The 14,721-nt window shown below is 67.8% G+C and carries 15 protein-coding genes and 1 pseudogene; 10 read left to right on the forward strand and 6 right to left on the reverse strand.

What is annotated here, in order from left to right; genetic code table 11:
• Positions 1–151 precede the first annotated feature (151 nt).
• Positions 152–661, forward strand: coding sequence for an MFS transporter (locus tag ABFX46_RS42875; RefSeq protein ID WP_346050316.1), 510 nt, complete (start codon positions 152–154; stop codon positions 659–661).
• 21 nt (positions 662–682) lie between these two features.
• Here the strand turns inward: ABFX46_RS42875 and ABFX46_RS42880 are convergent, their stop codons facing one another.
• Positions 683–1,183 (reverse strand): DUF6933 domain-containing protein, encoded by a 501-nt coding sequence (locus ABFX46_RS42880; RefSeq protein WP_346050318.1) that lies wholly within the window; start codon positions 1,181–1,183, stop codon positions 683–685.
• Positions 1,184–1,394: 211 nt separating this feature from the next.
• Between ABFX46_RS42880 and ABFX46_RS42885 the strand changes: the two genes are divergently transcribed.
• The 9 genes from ABFX46_RS42885 to ABFX46_RS42925 all read left to right on the forward strand — a co-directional run bounded on the left by ABFX46_RS42885 (position 1,395) and on the right by ABFX46_RS42925 (position 10,290).
• Positions 1,395–1,958, forward strand: a complete 564-nt coding sequence (locus ABFX46_RS42885; RefSeq protein ID WP_346050320.1) for a hypothetical protein — start codon at positions 1,395–1,397, stop codon at positions 1,956–1,958.
• A 170-nt stretch (positions 1,959–2,128) separates the two neighbouring features.
• Positions 2,129–2,641, forward strand: a complete 513-nt coding sequence (locus ABFX46_RS42890; RefSeq protein ID WP_346050322.1) for a hypothetical protein — start codon at positions 2,129–2,131, stop codon at positions 2,639–2,641.
• A gap of 153 nt (positions 2,642–2,794) precedes the next feature.
• The gene (locus tag ABFX46_RS42895) at positions 2,795–4,453 is read left to right on the forward strand and encodes a relaxase/mobilization nuclease domain-containing protein (protein ID WP_346050324.1); all 1,659 of its coding nucleotides are present in this window, start codon (positions 2,795–2,797) and stop codon (positions 4,451–4,453) included.
• 131 nt (positions 4,454–4,584) lie between these two features.
• Positions 4,585–4,881, forward strand: coding sequence for a hypothetical protein (locus ABFX46_RS42900; RefSeq protein WP_250372429.1), 297 nt, complete (start codon positions 4,585–4,587; stop codon positions 4,879–4,881).
• Complete coding sequence (locus ABFX46_RS42905; RefSeq protein ID WP_346050326.1) at positions 4,878–5,795, forward strand: DUF2637 domain-containing protein; 918 nt, start codon at positions 4,878–4,880, stop codon at positions 5,793–5,795. The genes ABFX46_RS42900 and ABFX46_RS42905 overlap by 4 nt, the downstream gene beginning before the upstream one ends.
• Complete coding sequence (locus tag ABFX46_RS42910; RefSeq protein WP_346050328.1) at positions 5,792–7,804, forward strand: toprim domain-containing protein; 2,013 nt, start codon at positions 5,792–5,794, stop codon at positions 7,802–7,804. The genes ABFX46_RS42905 and ABFX46_RS42910 overlap by 4 nt, the downstream gene beginning before the upstream one ends.
• On the forward strand, positions 7,801–8,682 hold the full coding sequence (locus ABFX46_RS42915; protein WP_346050330.1) for a hypothetical protein: 882 nt from the start codon (positions 7,801–7,803) through the stop codon (positions 8,680–8,682). Before ABFX46_RS42910 ends, ABFX46_RS42915 begins: the two co-directional genes overlap by 4 nt.
• A gap of 2 nt (positions 8,683–8,684) precedes the next feature.
• Complete coding sequence (locus tag ABFX46_RS42920; protein ID WP_346050332.1) at positions 8,685–8,987, forward strand: superinfection immunity protein; 303 nt, start codon at positions 8,685–8,687, stop codon at positions 8,985–8,987.
• Positions 8,988–9,768: 781 nt separating this feature from the next.
• Positions 9,769–10,290, forward strand: a complete 522-nt coding sequence (locus ABFX46_RS42925; RefSeq protein ID WP_346050334.1) for a hypothetical protein — start codon at positions 9,769–9,771, stop codon at positions 10,288–10,290.
• Between the two features lie 687 nt (positions 10,291–10,977).
• Here the strand turns inward: ABFX46_RS42925 and ABFX46_RS42930 are convergent.
• From ABFX46_RS42930 to ABFX46_RS43735, 5 genes and pseudogenes are all read right to left on the reverse strand, one after another.
• On the reverse strand, positions 10,978–12,618 hold the full coding sequence (locus ABFX46_RS42930; RefSeq protein WP_346050336.1) for a hypothetical protein: 1,641 nt from the start codon (positions 12,616–12,618) through the stop codon (positions 10,978–10,980).
• 783 nt (positions 12,619–13,401) lie between these two features.
• Positions 13,402–13,536, reverse strand: a complete 135-nt coding sequence (locus tag ABFX46_RS42935; protein WP_346050338.1) for a hypothetical protein — start codon at positions 13,534–13,536, stop codon at positions 13,402–13,404.
• Positions 13,537–13,658: 122 nt separating this feature from the next.
• Positions 13,659–14,000, reverse strand: a pseudogene (locus tag ABFX46_RS43730) (tyrosine-type recombinase/integrase); the annotation flags it as partial.
• A gap of 55 nt (positions 14,001–14,055) precedes the next feature.
• Entirely contained in the window at positions 14,056–14,265 is a 210-nt protein-coding gene (locus ABFX46_RS42940) for a DUF397 domain-containing protein (protein ID WP_346050340.1), read from the reverse strand.
• The gene (locus tag ABFX46_RS43735; RefSeq protein WP_428831383.1) at positions 14,249–14,569 is read right to left on the reverse strand and encodes a Scr1 family TA system antitoxin-like transcriptional regulator; all 321 of its coding nucleotides are present in this window, start codon (positions 14,567–14,569) and stop codon (positions 14,249–14,251) included. The genes ABFX46_RS42940 and ABFX46_RS43735 overlap by 17 nt, the downstream gene beginning before the upstream one ends.
• Positions 14,570–14,721: the final 152 nt, after the last annotated feature.

The following is a 14,721-nucleotide window of genomic DNA, read 5'->3' on the forward strand; positions in this document are numbered from 1 at the left end:
GGCATGCCCTCGGACCGGTGCAACCGGCGGATCTCCGCCCAGTCCTCCACCTTGATCACCCTCCACAGTGGAGGGGGTCAGATTTCGGCCGTCGCCTGGGGGTCAGTATTCACGCGTCGCCGACAACACCGACATCGCCGGCCCGGTCTACATGAACGACAACCACGGCGGCGCGCGGGCTTGGGGCATCGTCACCGCCTGCGAGTACGTCGGCGCACTCGCGGGTGCCTTCATCGGTACGCGTTGGAAGCCGTCCCGTTTGGTCCTGGCCGCAGCTGCCCTCCCGGCCGCCGGAGCGATCCCCATGTTTCTCATGGGGGTTCAGGCGCCATGGGTTGTCCTGGCTGTAGCGACCTTCATCCCAGGCGCCTGCACGGCGATCTATTACGTGTTCTGGACGACGGCCCTGCAGAACACCTTCGCGCCCGAGGTCCTGGTGCGCGTGAACAGCTGGAACATTATCGCCAGCTACATCCTGATGCCGGTGACTGTCCTGGCCGCAGGCCCTCTCGTCCAAGGTGCCGGGCCGCAGGCCGTTGTCCTCGGTGCGGGCGTCCTCACTGCACTTGCCGTGGCCTGCTCGCTTCTCATTCTCCGAACCGCTCCGCGCGTCCTGGTGACCACGTCCAAGGGGGTCGGGGACGTCCCGGTTCCTTCATGATGAGCTGCAGCCCGGGGCAGGTCAGCGCCGTGTAGGCGGAAGGGACTGCAGGAGGGCCGCCAACTCGTGGTCGGGCCTCACGTGCCGTGCATAGAGGGGGCTGCATGGCGTGGTCGCCAGACGCAGGGAAAGGCCGAGGAGGTCAGGGGCCGGATCCCCGGACCGGTGAACGTCGGCAAGGTGAGTGAACTCGTTCATCACGCCGACGACGCTGCGGTTGGCGGTCTTGGCGAGGCGGCACTCGGCCATCTGCTCCAGTTCCCGGCGGACGACCTCTTCTGCGGCGCCATGCGCGGCGAGCACCACTGCGAGTTGCTGCGGGAACCGGTCCAGCAGCGTGGTGGCGGGAGCCAACGGCATCAGCACCGGCAGCAACGTGGATTCGTTGACGAACAGAGCGACCTGCGGCTTCCAGAACAGCGCCGTGGCGTACCAGGGGCCGAGCAAGGTCGTGGACTCCTCGGCAGTGCCGGGCGGACCGACGCGGTCGAGCAACTTCTTCGTCGCGTGCACGATGAGCATCCGCTCCATTCTGCCGCCCCGTCACATGGTCTCGCTCCGGCGGTAACGAGGGTCGAGCTCGGGACACGCCGCTGTGCAAGCTGGCCACTGTTGCTTTTAGTTGACAGAGTGAGGTTCGAGGAGCCTCAAAGCTCCTTGGTGCAATCAACAGCCGTCAACAGAGAGGAGCGCTGCATGGTCGGATCCATTGCGACGTTGGAGATCACCTCACGTGAACGATCACGAGACCCGTATCGACGAGGACATCGAGCGACTCGCCGGCGAGCTGCATGAGCGCGTCCGAGCCCTCAACCATCTGACGCAGGGCTCGCCGGGCCTGACCGAGCCGGCCGCCGCGTACACGGTGCTGGGGAACCTGGCCCAGACTTCCTTCCGCCTGGCCCAGACGGCCGAGCAGATCGACGCGTTTCTGACGCGGGAACTGGACGCCGGACGTCTTGGCCATGACCAGAGCGAAGACCCCGTCCCCGCCCTGACAACGGTGCACAACGCGCTCGCCAGTGCGGCCGAGCGGGCAGCCGACCTCGGCGACGACTTCCGCCGAGCGGTAAGCGCCCTCGCGCCCATCCACTCCCTGGAGGCCGGCGAAACGCCTTCCCTCGACCGGCATGCGGCGGCGGATCTGGCAGATCGGGAGGACGCCCAGGTGGTCTCTGCAGGGGAGGACTTCCCCAGAACGATCGGCGAGGTCCTCCCGAGCGTCGACCCGGCGGTGGATGTGCCGCCGGAGCTTCGCTCGCCACCGCCACCGCCGCACCCACGTCGCGGCCGGTGAACCGGCGCCATCGCACGGTCTGCCGAGTCAGCCACGCCGGCGATGTAGACGGCAGGCCGCTGTCTCGAAGCGTTGTCGTGCCGCCTCGTCGGTGGGGGCCATGCATTCTCCGCCATGCCGCTGAGCACGGGCCAACGTGCTGGAAGGGCCTCGCCGGCGCGGAGCAAGAAATGGAAATCGTGCACATATTGCGGCTGGACCGGGCGCGGTCCGGGTCGGCGGGATCGAGCGCGATCCCGAAGGCGGTTGAGGAGGAGGTGGTGGTAGTCGACGAACACGGGCCGCAGCGAAAGGCCAGGTCGGCGCGGTTTAATCGGCGGGCGCATCGGTCGCCGAGGCGCAGCCGGTCGGTGAGGTTCTCGCTGTCGGATGAGGAGCACGCGCTGGTCGCCTCGGCGGCGATGGGCGAACGGCTGGCGGTCGGGGCCTACGCGGCGCAGGCAGTGCTTGCTGCGGCTCGCGGCAGCGTCCAGCCGCAGCACGCGTTGCTGCGGGAGTCGTTGGCGGTGGTCATGCATGCGGCGAGGCAGACGCGGCGGGTCGGGGTGAACCTCAACCAGGCGGTTGCGGCGTTGCACTCGGGGGAGCCGCCGCCGCAGTTGCAGTGGTACGCCGACGCCGCAGCGCGGACCGTCGAGAAACTGGATGACCTCGCTGACGAGCTGCGGCAGCGGCTTCCTTAGCGCGGGCGGCGGCGCGCGTTGATCGGGAAGGTGGTGCGGGGCGGGCGAGTACAGGGGCTGGTCCGGTACTTGTACGGGCCTGGCCGCTGTGAGGAGCACCGCGATCCGCACATTGTGGCGGGGTTTCGGACTCCGGCCGAGTTGGAGCCGGCGTTGCGTGCGGACGGCCGCCGGGACTTTCGCCGTCTGGATGGTCTGCTCACGCAGCCGCTGGCTCTGCTGGGGGAGCGGAACTACCGCAAGCCGGTGTGGCATGTGTCGGTGCGGGCGGCGCCCGAAGACCCGATCCTGAGCGATCGCCAGTGGGCCGAGGTCGCGCAGGAGGTGATGTCGCGGACGGGCCTGGCGGAGGGAGAGGACGAAGACGGTGTCCGCTGGGTCGCGGTCCGGCACGCCGACGATCACATCCACATCGTGGCCACCCTGGCGCGTGAGGAAGGGGTGCGGCCGGAGGTGTGGAACGACGGGTACCGGATCCGGGACGCGTGCCGGGAGGTGGAGCGGCGGTTCGGGCTGCGGCGGACGGCTCCGGCGGACCGGACGGCGGCGCGGCGGCCCAAGCGCGGCGAGACCGAGAAGGCCGCGCGAGTCGGGCGTGGTGAGTCGGCTCGCGGCTTGCTGCGGCGGCATGTCGCCGTGGCTGCGGCGGGGACGCGGACGGAGGCCGAGTTCTTCGCGGCGTTAAGGGCTGAGGGTGTCCTGGTCCGCCGGCGTCACAGCACCCGGGCACTGGGTCAGGTCACCGGTTACGCCGTCGCGCTGGCCGACGACTGCGACTCTTCCGGACGGCCGGTGTGGTTCGGCGGCGGGAAGCTGGCCGCCGACTTGACGCTGCCCAGGTTGCGGCGCCGATGGAGCGCGGACGGCGCTGCTCGTCCGGGGTCTCGTCCGCTGTCCGGACGGCACATGTCGTCGCGGACGGCTCGGGCGGTATTGCGGACGGCCGTCCGCCGCGCGGCGGACGACACCCGGACGGCCACCGAGTTCCTCAATCTCCTGGAACAGGAAGGGCTGCTGGTCCGGCTGCGCTACAGCAAGACCAACCCGGACGAAATCACCGGCTACGCCGTCGCGCTGCCCGACCAAGGCGAACCACTCTGGTGCAGCGGCGGCCAACTCGCCGACGACCTCACGCTGCCGCGCCTGCGACGGCGTTGGGGCGGCTTGGAGCGCGACGAGGTTCGACCAGAGGACGACTTGACGCATGAGGAACGCCAGGCGTTCTATGACGACGCGGCACGGGCTGCCGCTTTCGCCACGTCGCAGAACCGCCGGCACCTGGCCACCGACCTCTATGCCGCCGAGGACGCATGTTGGGCGGCGTCGGACGCTCTGCACGCGGCGGGCAAGGCCACCGGCAACCAGCACCTGCGCCGGGCCGCCGACGCCTATGAGCGCGCGGCCCGCGCCCCGTACGGCCGTGTCCCGCGCCCCACATCAGCAGGAAACGCGCTGCGTACGGCGGCGCGGCTGCTGACCCTTGCCGGTGTCCAGGACCGCACCACGGTCTCGATCCTCCTGCTGGTCAGCCGCCTGCTGGCGTTGCTGGAGACGATCGCGCAGATCCGCCTGCTCCAACAGCGCCAGGCGCAGGCGGATGCCGCGCGCCGCGCGCGTCACCACCTTGAGCAGGTGCAGACCGACCCGGGCTCGCAGCTCGGATCCCAACGGGACGCATCTCAGGTGCCGTCGCAGGTCAGCTTGGCCATGGCCGGGTTCCCCAACCCGTGGGCTCCCGGCCCCAGCGTTGGCCCGGCGAGTCCGCCGCGCAGCACAGGGCGCTCGCCGGGTCCCCGTCCTCGCATCCCGTGAGAACGCTCGCAGTGACAACACGCCGAGTTGCATCCTGTAGTTGACCAACGTCTCAACGTGATGCATCTTCCTGATCAAGGATTTTAGTTGATGGACGTTTCGCTCCGTCGACTACCGACACCGGGGGAACGATGACGACGCAGGGGACCACCACCACACAGGCTGAGCTGGCGGAACGACGTGCCCGCCTCCTCCGGCTCCACTACGAGCTGCGGCGTATCGGTGTCCGCGTCCGAGCGCGCAAACCACGCAACGGACGGTGGCGCCTGCGCATCCGCCACAACGGATGGTCCGAAACCGTCCTTTGCGCCGGAGCCGAGGGTACCTACGCCTACGTCACCGCCCACGGCCGGCTGCTCGGCAGCACCGACGAGCCCCGGCAAGTCGCCCGCCTGCTGCTCTGGATGGTGGAAAGGCGCACCCGGTGACCACCCCGCAGGCACTCCCGACACCGCCCGCGCCGAGGGACGCGGATCGGCGGACGGCGCAGCCCGCAGCCGTCAAGTGGGTCACCACCGCAGTCGCTCCGCTGATCGCAGCACTGGCCGTCCTCGGTGGTCTCGGATCGTTCACCACCATCCGGCAGGTGGCAGAGCCGCACTTCGGAAGTCTCGCGTGGATCGTCCCGGTCGGCATGGACGTCGGCATCTTGATCCTGCTGGCCTGGGATCTGCTGATGGAGTACCTGGACCTGCCCTGGCCGATGCTGCGCTGGGTCGCCTGGGTCTACATCGCCGGCACTGTCCTGGTGAACGTGTCCGCCGCGCACGGAAACCTGGCCGGGAGCGTGATGCACGCGGCCATGCCCGTCCTGTTCATCACGGTGGTCGAAGGCGTCCGGCACCTGATCCGTCGATGGGTCGGGCTCACCTCCGCCAGCCGCATCGAACGGATCCCGACGACCCGATGGCTCTTCGCGCCGGTCTCCAGCCTGCTGCTGTGGCGGCGCATGATCCTCTGGCACATCACCGAATACCGGGAAGGCCTCGATCTGGAGCACCGCCACCTGCTAGCCGTCTCCCAACTCCAGCAGGACTATGGGCGATGGTCTTGGCGATGGCGCGCCCCGCTGGCTGACAGGCTCGCCCTCAACCGGATGCCCGTCCAGGCCTCGCCGGGTCCGTCCGCTGACTCCGACACCGCGGAGGAGGCTCGGCAGGACGACCAGATGATGGCCATCGCCCGGCAACTCCAACGCGAGGTCGAACGCGAAGGCGGCCAGCTCAGGCGGGACCGGCTCGGCCGGCGCCTGCGCGAGTCGGGCTTCACGATCGCCAACTACCGGCTCACGCAGGTGATCGCCGCAGTCCGCGAAGAGTCGGCCGGACGGGACGTCCGATGACCACTTCTAAAGACGAGCAGCTCGCCCAGGTGGAGGAACAGCGGCGCAGACTCGGCGTCCTCCAAGGGATAGCCGACCACGCTGTCACCAGCCTCGGCGACGGACGTCTCCCATGGGACACCTGGCTGACACACGCCAGCCGGCATGGACGGTACGGATTCACCAACACCCTGCTGATCCCGGGCCAGCGTCCCTCGGCGACCGACGTCCGCTCCTACGACGCCTGGCAGAAGCAGGGACGGCAGGTCCGCCGCGGCGAGACCGGCATCCGCATCATCTCCACGCGCGGAAAGCCGCGCACCGTCTTCGACGTCGAGCAGACCGACGGCCGGGCGATCGAGAGGAGCGAGTGCACTCCTGCTGAGGGATGGCAGCGGCTGTCCCGCCTCGCTGCCGACCTCGACTTCTACGTCGATCGCGGACAGGGGTGGACCTACCTCGGACGTCCCGGCCGCCGTATCCAGGTCCCGCCAGAGCTGGACGAGACGGCGGCGGCATCGTTGCTCGCTCACCAGCTCGCTCACGCGCTGTGCCCCGGGGGACGGGTTGACGCGGTCAGCGCCGACTCTGCCGCCTGCCACGGCGTCCGGCGGGTCATGGCCGACTCGGTCGCCTACCTCGTCCTCGCCGAGCTGGGGCTGCAGGTTGCGCACCTGTTGTTCCCGCCGCCATCGCAATGGGCCGGAACGGACGTCCGCTCAGACTCGTCCGCCGCGATCCGTGCAGTCGGAGACCAGGTCGTGCGGACGGGCACACGCATGAGACGGCGACTCGCAGAAGCCGCAGCACGCAACAACCACTCAGCCAACGCATCCCCAGCACTCGCCCCCACGAAGGCGGCGCACCCGCAAGGCGACGCACCACCAGCTCGGCCTGCGCAAAAGCACCCGGACGCCTCCAGGGCCGACCTTCGGGCCGCGCTCGCCGACGCGCACCTCTTCTTCCGACGGAGCCTGCCGGGCAGTTGGGGAGCCCGCTACCTCGCACGCCGCGGCTTCACCGCCACCATGCAGGAGCAATGGGAGATCGGCCTCGCACCCCGCGCCCGCCAGTCCCTGCTCCGCCATCTACGGCAGCTGGGCCACCACGAGCAGACGCTCGTCGAAGCCGGCCTGGCCAAACGAAGCGACAACGGAGACTTCTTCGACCTGTTCCGGGACCGAGTCGTGTTCCCTCTTCGCGGTCAGGACGGAGAGGTCGTCGGCTTCATCGGCCGCCGCCGCGACGATGCCCCCGGCCCCAAGTACCTCAACACCCCCGAGACAGAGGTCTTTCACAAGGGCGAAATCCTCTTCGGTCTCCACGAGGCGCGCGCTCAACTCGCACGGAACACACGTCCGCTGCTGGTCGAGGGGCCACTCGACGCGATCGCCGTCAACGCCACCCTCCAGGAGACCTACGCCGCCATCGCACCCTGCGGGACGGCCATCACCACCTCCCACATCGAGACGATCGCCGCTCACACCGACCTCGCAACGTCCGGGCTGGCCATCGCGCTCGACGGCGACCCCGCTGGACGAGCCGGAGCGATCAGAGCCTGGCGCACACTCCGCAACATCACCGGCCCGGTCGACGTGGCCGTCCTGCCACAAGGCCAGGACCCAGCAGAACTCCTGTCCACCACGAGACACTCAAGTGTCCGCGAGTCGCTACTTTCTGTAACACCCCTCGCTGACCTGCTGGTAGATGAGAAACTCCAGAGGTTCGGGGGAGCGCTGGAGTTCGTCGAATCGCGGGTCACCGCCGCCCAAGCGGCCGCCGCCATGATCGCCGAACTCCAGCCCGACCAGATCGGCCGCCAGGTCACCCGCGTCGCCGCCCGCACCGGCATGGCCCCAGCCGAGATCACCGCCCTCGTCGCCTCGGCGATCAGCCCGGATCCGGCTTCGACGGACCCGGACGTCTCGTTACCCCCGCCCCCTGCCCCAAGGCAGCAGGCCCCCGACGTCCGCAGCCCACGTGACGCAGCCCCGTCCAGACGCCCCGACACCCATCGGAGGACAGCATGAGCCAGCAATACCCGGACCCGATCGCCGAAGGACTCCAACACAGCGGTCAGCGCATGGTCCAGATCGTGTCCGCCGCCGTCGGAGTGCAGCAGAGCTTCGCCCAGCGCCGAAACCGTTCCAAGGCCGTCCGGCAGGCCAAACAGGCGAAGGCCGACCAGGCTCAAGCTCGACTGCACCGGGCCGCACTGGCCGAAGCCCGCTCGCGTTGGGGCCGCGCCCACGACCAGAAGTGGCTTCGCCAATCGAACCTGCTGGACGTCGCCGAAGTATGGGGAGCGGCCGTCCCGTACGCCGACGGCAACGCCTCAGCCGCCCTCGCCGTCCGCAAATGCGAGGAGCAACTCCGCCGCCTCCACCCGCACGCGATGAGCCACTACGACCGGTTGCGCGCCGAAGGCACGGACGCGCTCCAAGCGATGAAGCAGGCTGCGCCGTTCTTCAGCCGAGACCCCAACGTCCGCACCGGCGACCCGGCACCCGAACGCGCCGAACTGCACGAGGGCACCGGCGCCGAATGGGCGGCGCGAGTCCACGGCCCCGACCGCGCCGAATGGGAAGAGGCCCGCCAAGAACAGCGCGCGACCCAGATCGCCGACGAACTACGCACCAACCTCCGCGCCCAAGGGCGGGAGCCGCAGCCCGAAGAGCTGCGGATGGTCCTGGAAATCACCACGAACCTGCCCGAGCACATCATCGCCAAAGCCGTCCCGAACGGCCCGCGCCCTCGTCCCACCCGAGATGTCGAACTGGCCGCCGATGACTTCCCGCTCTCCATCAACGAGGCGCTGGAGATGAGCGCGAAGCAGTCCACAGAAGCGTCGGCTCAACGTCGAACGTCGCTCAAGACGCCCGATCGGAACCGCCGGCGCAACCTCTGAACGTGGGAAAGGACACCGACAAGATGACCGCCATCCTGAACAGCCCGCTCTTCTGGCTCGCGCTGATCGGCCTTCTTGCCATCCTCGCGGTGCTGCCGACGCTTATCGCGCTCGCCCGCGGCGCGGACAACATCGGCTACCTCATCCTGGTCAACGTGATCTGCTGCGCCACCGTCTTCGGCTGGCCCATCGCACTGATCGCCGCCATCGCATGGCCCCGCCGCCATCCGCCCGACCCCTGGAGCCCGGCGCCGCCACCGCAACAGCGCCGGAGCCGTTCCCACCTGGGGAACCCATATGCTTGATGCCCCAAGAGGCATCGGTGAGCCAGCCAGCCCGAAGCACCAGACGACCCATCCCGCGCATCGCCTTCAGGCACGTTGCCCGGCGAGGTGGGGCCCACTCGTCGTCAACTCCGCCTTCCTTCTCGGCGCCGTCACCCTGTCCAACATCGCCGTGCAGAACAGCACGGGCCTGATCGCCATTCGCAACATCGCGACCTGCGCTCCCATCGGGCCAGTCGCCAGCCGATACGTCGACAAGACGAAGGTCTGCCGCCGCGCCCGCAAAGAGGCTCTGCAGAGCCTCCAGACAGGCCGCGACCCGGATTGGGGCGACGTTATCCGCGACTCCATCCCCAAGAAGTCGGACCGCCCCCACCATTCCCCGCCCTCAAGACGCGCCCACCAAGGCCCGAAGAGGCCCCACACCAACTCGGTGCCGCCACTGAGCGCCTCCCCTGGACCTCCACGCATCCGATCAACAAGCCGAACTGAGACGAGGCCATCACCAAAGGCTTCACCTCCCAGCGTGCCGGGGACGCGGAGGCCTTCCCTGCACATCCCGACGCTCGTCCCGACGTCACGCCCAGGCCCATCCGGCGGAAAAGCGTGGTTGCTGCCCCTGTGGGCCGCAGGCATTGGGCTCCTCGCCCTGCTCGTAGCCGCCGTCTACCTGAGCAGGCGTCGGCGAGCGATCTTCGCAGGGACGATGTCGCTCCTCAGCCACCTGACACGAGACTTCCATCCGAGGACCGAAGTAACGGTCCCAGCCACTAACGGTCAGACGGTACCGAGCAGAACCTGCATGACTGCCCTCCTCACGAAGGGGGCTTCACTATCCGGCCCAGGCGCAGAAGACGCCGCCCGCCACATAGTCGTCGAAATCCTGAGCCGCCGGCAGGCCTCCCAGGCCGAACTCGTCCTCAGCCGCCCCGACGCCTGGCGGCTGTTCGGCATGGACATCGGCACCCTGCGCGAGGACTGCATCCCCGGCCTGCTCCTCACCGACGACCATGAGCAAACGCACGCCACCCTGGCGCGTCAGAGCTCATTCCGGCGGCTCCTTCTCATCTACGACAGCGAAGGCGCGGACCTACCTGGCGGACGAGTCCAAATCCCCCTGATATCCATATCGCCCCGCATCCAGGGAGCCACGAGAGTCTCAGCCGACGGTGCGGTCACATGCACCATCGCCCCGTCCCCCACCGACCGTCTACCGCTGCTGACTAGGCACGACGCCTTCAACCTGCTCATGTCGATGCCGACACGCGCCCGACGCCATGATGAGCTGGACGGCACGGAGGAACACACACCCCACACCCCGTAGCACCAAGCGCGTAGGGGGTTTCTCTCCAAGATGCGGCGTCCGGGACGCTGACGCAGGACCACCCGGGAGGACCTGCTGGTGGATATCCAAGCCGATATGGCGCTGTCGCTGCCCCGGTCGGCGGCACTCGGCTGGCCCTGCCCTGCCCGGCCCTGGCCGAGGTGGTGCGCGGTTCGTTCGACACCGCTCACGCCGCGACCTTGCTGTGCTCGCCGTCCTGGTGGATCTTCCGTGTTCACGCTCTGCCGACCGCGAGTCGCCTTCCTGTCCGGCGAGAGCGGCTGGCCAGCGCCACCAGAGACAGAACGCTTACCAGGTCGGTGGCCAACTTCATTGAGGAGCGGCGATCCACATGGAGGCGCCGAACCGGTGGCTATGGGGGCTGCGGTTCAGGCCGAGGTGTCTGTATGACGGGGACACCTCGGACTTGACTATGGGCGTGCGTCGGGGAGGTCGTGCCAAGTGCCGTCTGTCGGGGGGGCCTCCTCGTCGGGTTCGATCCAGGAGGCCGGCTGGGACTCGATGGACTTCCGGGTGCGATCCAGAAGCCGTGTGAGTTCAGCGGGATCGTCGAACAGGGCATTGGGGGGAAGTGGTGCGTCGCGGACGTATTCGATCGCGTCGATGACGTATGAGCTGGTCGGAGGTGCTTTGTCAGAGTCATCGGCCACGCTCGAAGCCTCCCGTCTAGTCGACGTACGCGACTCTGTGGCCAGTCTGAGTGCCATCGTTCTCCTTCCGCAAGAGCAGCCGCCGGTAGGACCAGGAACGGACCATGAGTTGGGCGGATATTGCCAACAGGTTGACGAACGCTGCGACCAGCAGTACAGACCACCACGAGGGGAGATGCATCCCGAACAGGTGAGGTGGCATGAATGACTGCACGGCCTTATCGGGACGCTTGGTAACAAGGAAGACGGTTGCGGCCAGCAGGGAGTTGATGCCGCTGATGAACAACGAGACCCTCGCCGCCAGGGAGGAGCGCAGGACGGCCTCGCCATCGGAGTGGAATCCGAACCAGGATGCCGCCGCCGCCGGCAGGGCGAGCAGCAGGGGTGGAATGTCGCTGCCCGGGGTGATCCCGACGGCTTGGGCGTGGCCGACGGCGCCGATGAACAAGCACGAGACCGCAGCTGTGATGGCGGCACTGGCCAAGGTTCCCGGTGGCGTCTCGCCGAAGGAGGCGGCCAGGATGAAGTCCTCCTTGCCGTGTTCGGCGAATCCTCGCATGTACAGGTGGGCGTAGGATTGGCCCCGTTTTCCGCGCAGTTCGAAGTAGGGGCGCCTGCCGCGGGCGGGGAACTCGCGGTGTCGGCACTGCGGGGATGAGCTGGCGGTTGTCCTGACTCCGTCCCGGGTGAGTGGAAGCTGACACACCCGGCAGCGCAGAGTCTGCTCCATTAGGTACTGGCTGGCCGGACCCTGGACCTGGAGATGGTATGACTTCGAGAGCCTGGCGAGAGCGGTGTCGATGCTCACCTTGAAGGGGCGAAGCCCCAGCGCCAGCCTGAGCCGGCCGCGGATCCCGTCAATGTTCAGGGTCGGGATGAGTGTCCGCTGGTAAGTGATGACGATCCGGTCCGCTTGGGCATGCTCAGGAAGCGCGACGATCAGTGGGTAGGCGTGACTGAGTGCTCTGACGAACTCCCTGAGCCAGATCTGTCGATCGGAGACCTCGCCGTCCGTCGGCAGGTCGAGGAGTTCGAACGCCTTGTCGATGTCAGGGTCGACGTCGCCGGGATCGCCGACCGCGTGGATCAGCTCCAGTAGCTGGGCTTCGGCCAGCCACATGTTCTCCGGCTGAGCGGGACGCCGCGCGGTGCTGCTGCCGGAAAGCGAGACTCCGCAGGAGAGCACTAGGAAACGCAGGGTGACGGCTATCAGCCGAGCGGTCTCTTCGAAGGACAGTCGGGTTACTGTCTGTCCCTGGGCATCCGTGATCGACAAATTGTCGATCAATTCAGGCTTGCGGACCATCATGATCGGTACGTATATCTCGCCGCTCGGCGAGGCCGTCTCCGATCTTGACGAACCTGATTCTTCCCTGGATGTCGCCTGATGGACTGGCGGCAGTTGGAATTCCATGGTGACTCTCTGGCCGATCACCCGGCCTTGCAGCGAGATCGACTCCACTGTTCGGGTCCTTGAGCGCTCTGGCTCGTTGATGAGCTGCACCAGCGCCGGCACCGCCGTGAGGTTGTCGTCGCGCAGCCCCGCCTGCTGCCCCTGGAGCAGCCAGGTGAGGCTGACCCGTCCGCCGTGTCCGCCACGCTGCTCAGGCGGTGAGCCCTCAGCGGCGCGGCGGTGTCGCCAGTTCAGCCCCATCACGTACAGCGCGAACAGGGTACCGCCGGCGAGGCAGAGCGCTCCCCGGACGCCCCAGGATGACTGCGTGGGTGCCCAGATGAGAAGCCCGCACGCCCCCGTGAACAGGACACAAGGCCAAGCGAGTGCCCATGCCCGAGTCGGTCGTATCAACGATCTCTCCAGAGGAACTGCAGCCCGCGAAGACGCCGGAGATCTTGGTAATTGATCTCTATGGCCTGGTTGGGTAACTCAATTAATGTGACCCGCCAACTCTGCCCGAGGTTCGGGGTGAATGTTTCGTGTTGGCATCATGTGGACATCGGGCATCGGTCCCGGACTGTCAAAAGGTGCAAATCGGGCGGGTAGTGCGGATGGAGACCGTGACCTATGCGCCCCAAATCGCCGGGAAATGGCACACCAACCGCCAGGCTGCCCGGGATGACTTGATGACGGGCTGGGTGGTGGGGTAGCGGCGGGAAGATCGCTTCTGAGTCGTCCGGCCACGCCGTGGCCAAGACGACTACGGCGCGCCCCTCACCCGATCGGTGACGTGCTGCCTGGTCTGGGGAGATGCCCATGTCAGGGCGAGGGTGTTGCCCGCGTCCCGAAGGTCATGGAAGTGCGTCCGGCGGGTCAGCTTGTTGCACCCGTTACGCCGCAGCGGCCCGCCTTCGACGCCTGCGAAGACGGGGCCATCGTCCCGCTTCTTGGTGTGCTTGGTCAGGTGCGTGGCCAGATGAGGCACGATCGCGTCTGGGATGGCGACCGTGCGCAGGCCAGCGCGTGACTTGGTCGGCCTGAAGATCAGCGGTACTCGTCGGAGTCGAGTTTGCGGATGTTGCCGACCGGCCGCACGCCGACCCGTTTGGCCAGGTCGAAGACTTGCGCCACGGTGAGGACGGGACGTTCGGCCGCTTCTTCGGTGCCGGCACCGCGCACTCGACAGGGTTGCGAAATAGGATTTTGTCTTCCTCGACGGCCGTCATGAGGACGGCCCGCAGCAGCCGGTGCGTCTTTGCCGTCATGCTTGCCGAGACCCCGGAGGCGAGGAGCGTTGAGCGCCACTCGCGGATCATGGCCGTGCTCAGCTTGCCGAGGGGCACGGCGCCCAGGTGCGGGACGATGTACTTCCCGAGAAGCCAGGTGTACAACTCGACCGTCCGAGGCCGCAGGCTCGCCCGCTGCTCGACCCACTTCGCGGCGTAGTCGCCAAGCTTGGCCCTGGCCCGATCAGGGTCGCTCCACTCGCCGCTAAGGATCTGGGCCTCAGCGAGCGTCAGCCACTTCTCGGCGTCGCCGTTGCGCGTGAAGGCCTTGGGTGCCGTCCGGCGCTGTCCGTTCGGTGCGAGGTAGCTCGCTTGGAACCGCCCCCGGGGGCCGGCCCCGGTCGCCAGGCCACCCAGTCTTCAACCGCCCCGTCCACCCCCGGCCACCAGGTCCGCGGACGCGGCAGATGCGTCAGAGATCAAACTCGCCCTTGCTCACCTGCTCGGTCAGCTCTCGCCACGTCTTGCGGTCGACGAAGAACGTCGAGCCGTCAGGGCGCTTGGAATCGCGGACGGCGATGACATCTCTGATGGTGGCGACCTCGACGCAGTCGCTCCCTGTGCTGCTGCTCTGGCTGGCCTTGCGCCAGTGCGCTTGCGAGAGTTCAGTGAGGAGGTTCATTGGAATGCTGATACTCCCTGGCGATCTCGGCGATCAGCGCCATCGAGTCGTCTTCGGAGAGCGCCTGATCGCAAAGGTGGTCAAACCTCACATTACAGCGGCGGACCTGTCCGACGTCCTCGACGTAGATCTCGCCGCCCATGCCCTCCAGGTAGACAACGTCGGGATCAAGTTTGGCGGCGAAGCTGAGGATCACGAAGGCACCGTCCATGCAAGCGTGCTCTCCGGCCGAGGCTGGTACCACACGGATGCTGACATGGGGCTTCTGCGCCGCGTCGATCAGCGCATCGAGTTGCCGACCCATGACCTGCGGGCCGCCGACGGGGCGCCTGAGTGCGTGTTTGAGAAGTTGATCTCGGTCGGCGTGGCTGCGTGATCTTGTGTGCCGGTTCGTGCAGGGTGGCGCGATGTCTCGGCAGTCGTGTTACCCCTCGGACCTGACCGACGGTGAATGGG

Source organism: Actinomadura chokoriensis (assembly GCF_039529475.1).
GTDB lineage: Bacteria > Actinomycetota > Actinomycetes > Streptosporangiales > Streptosporangiaceae > Spirillospora > Spirillospora bangladeshensis.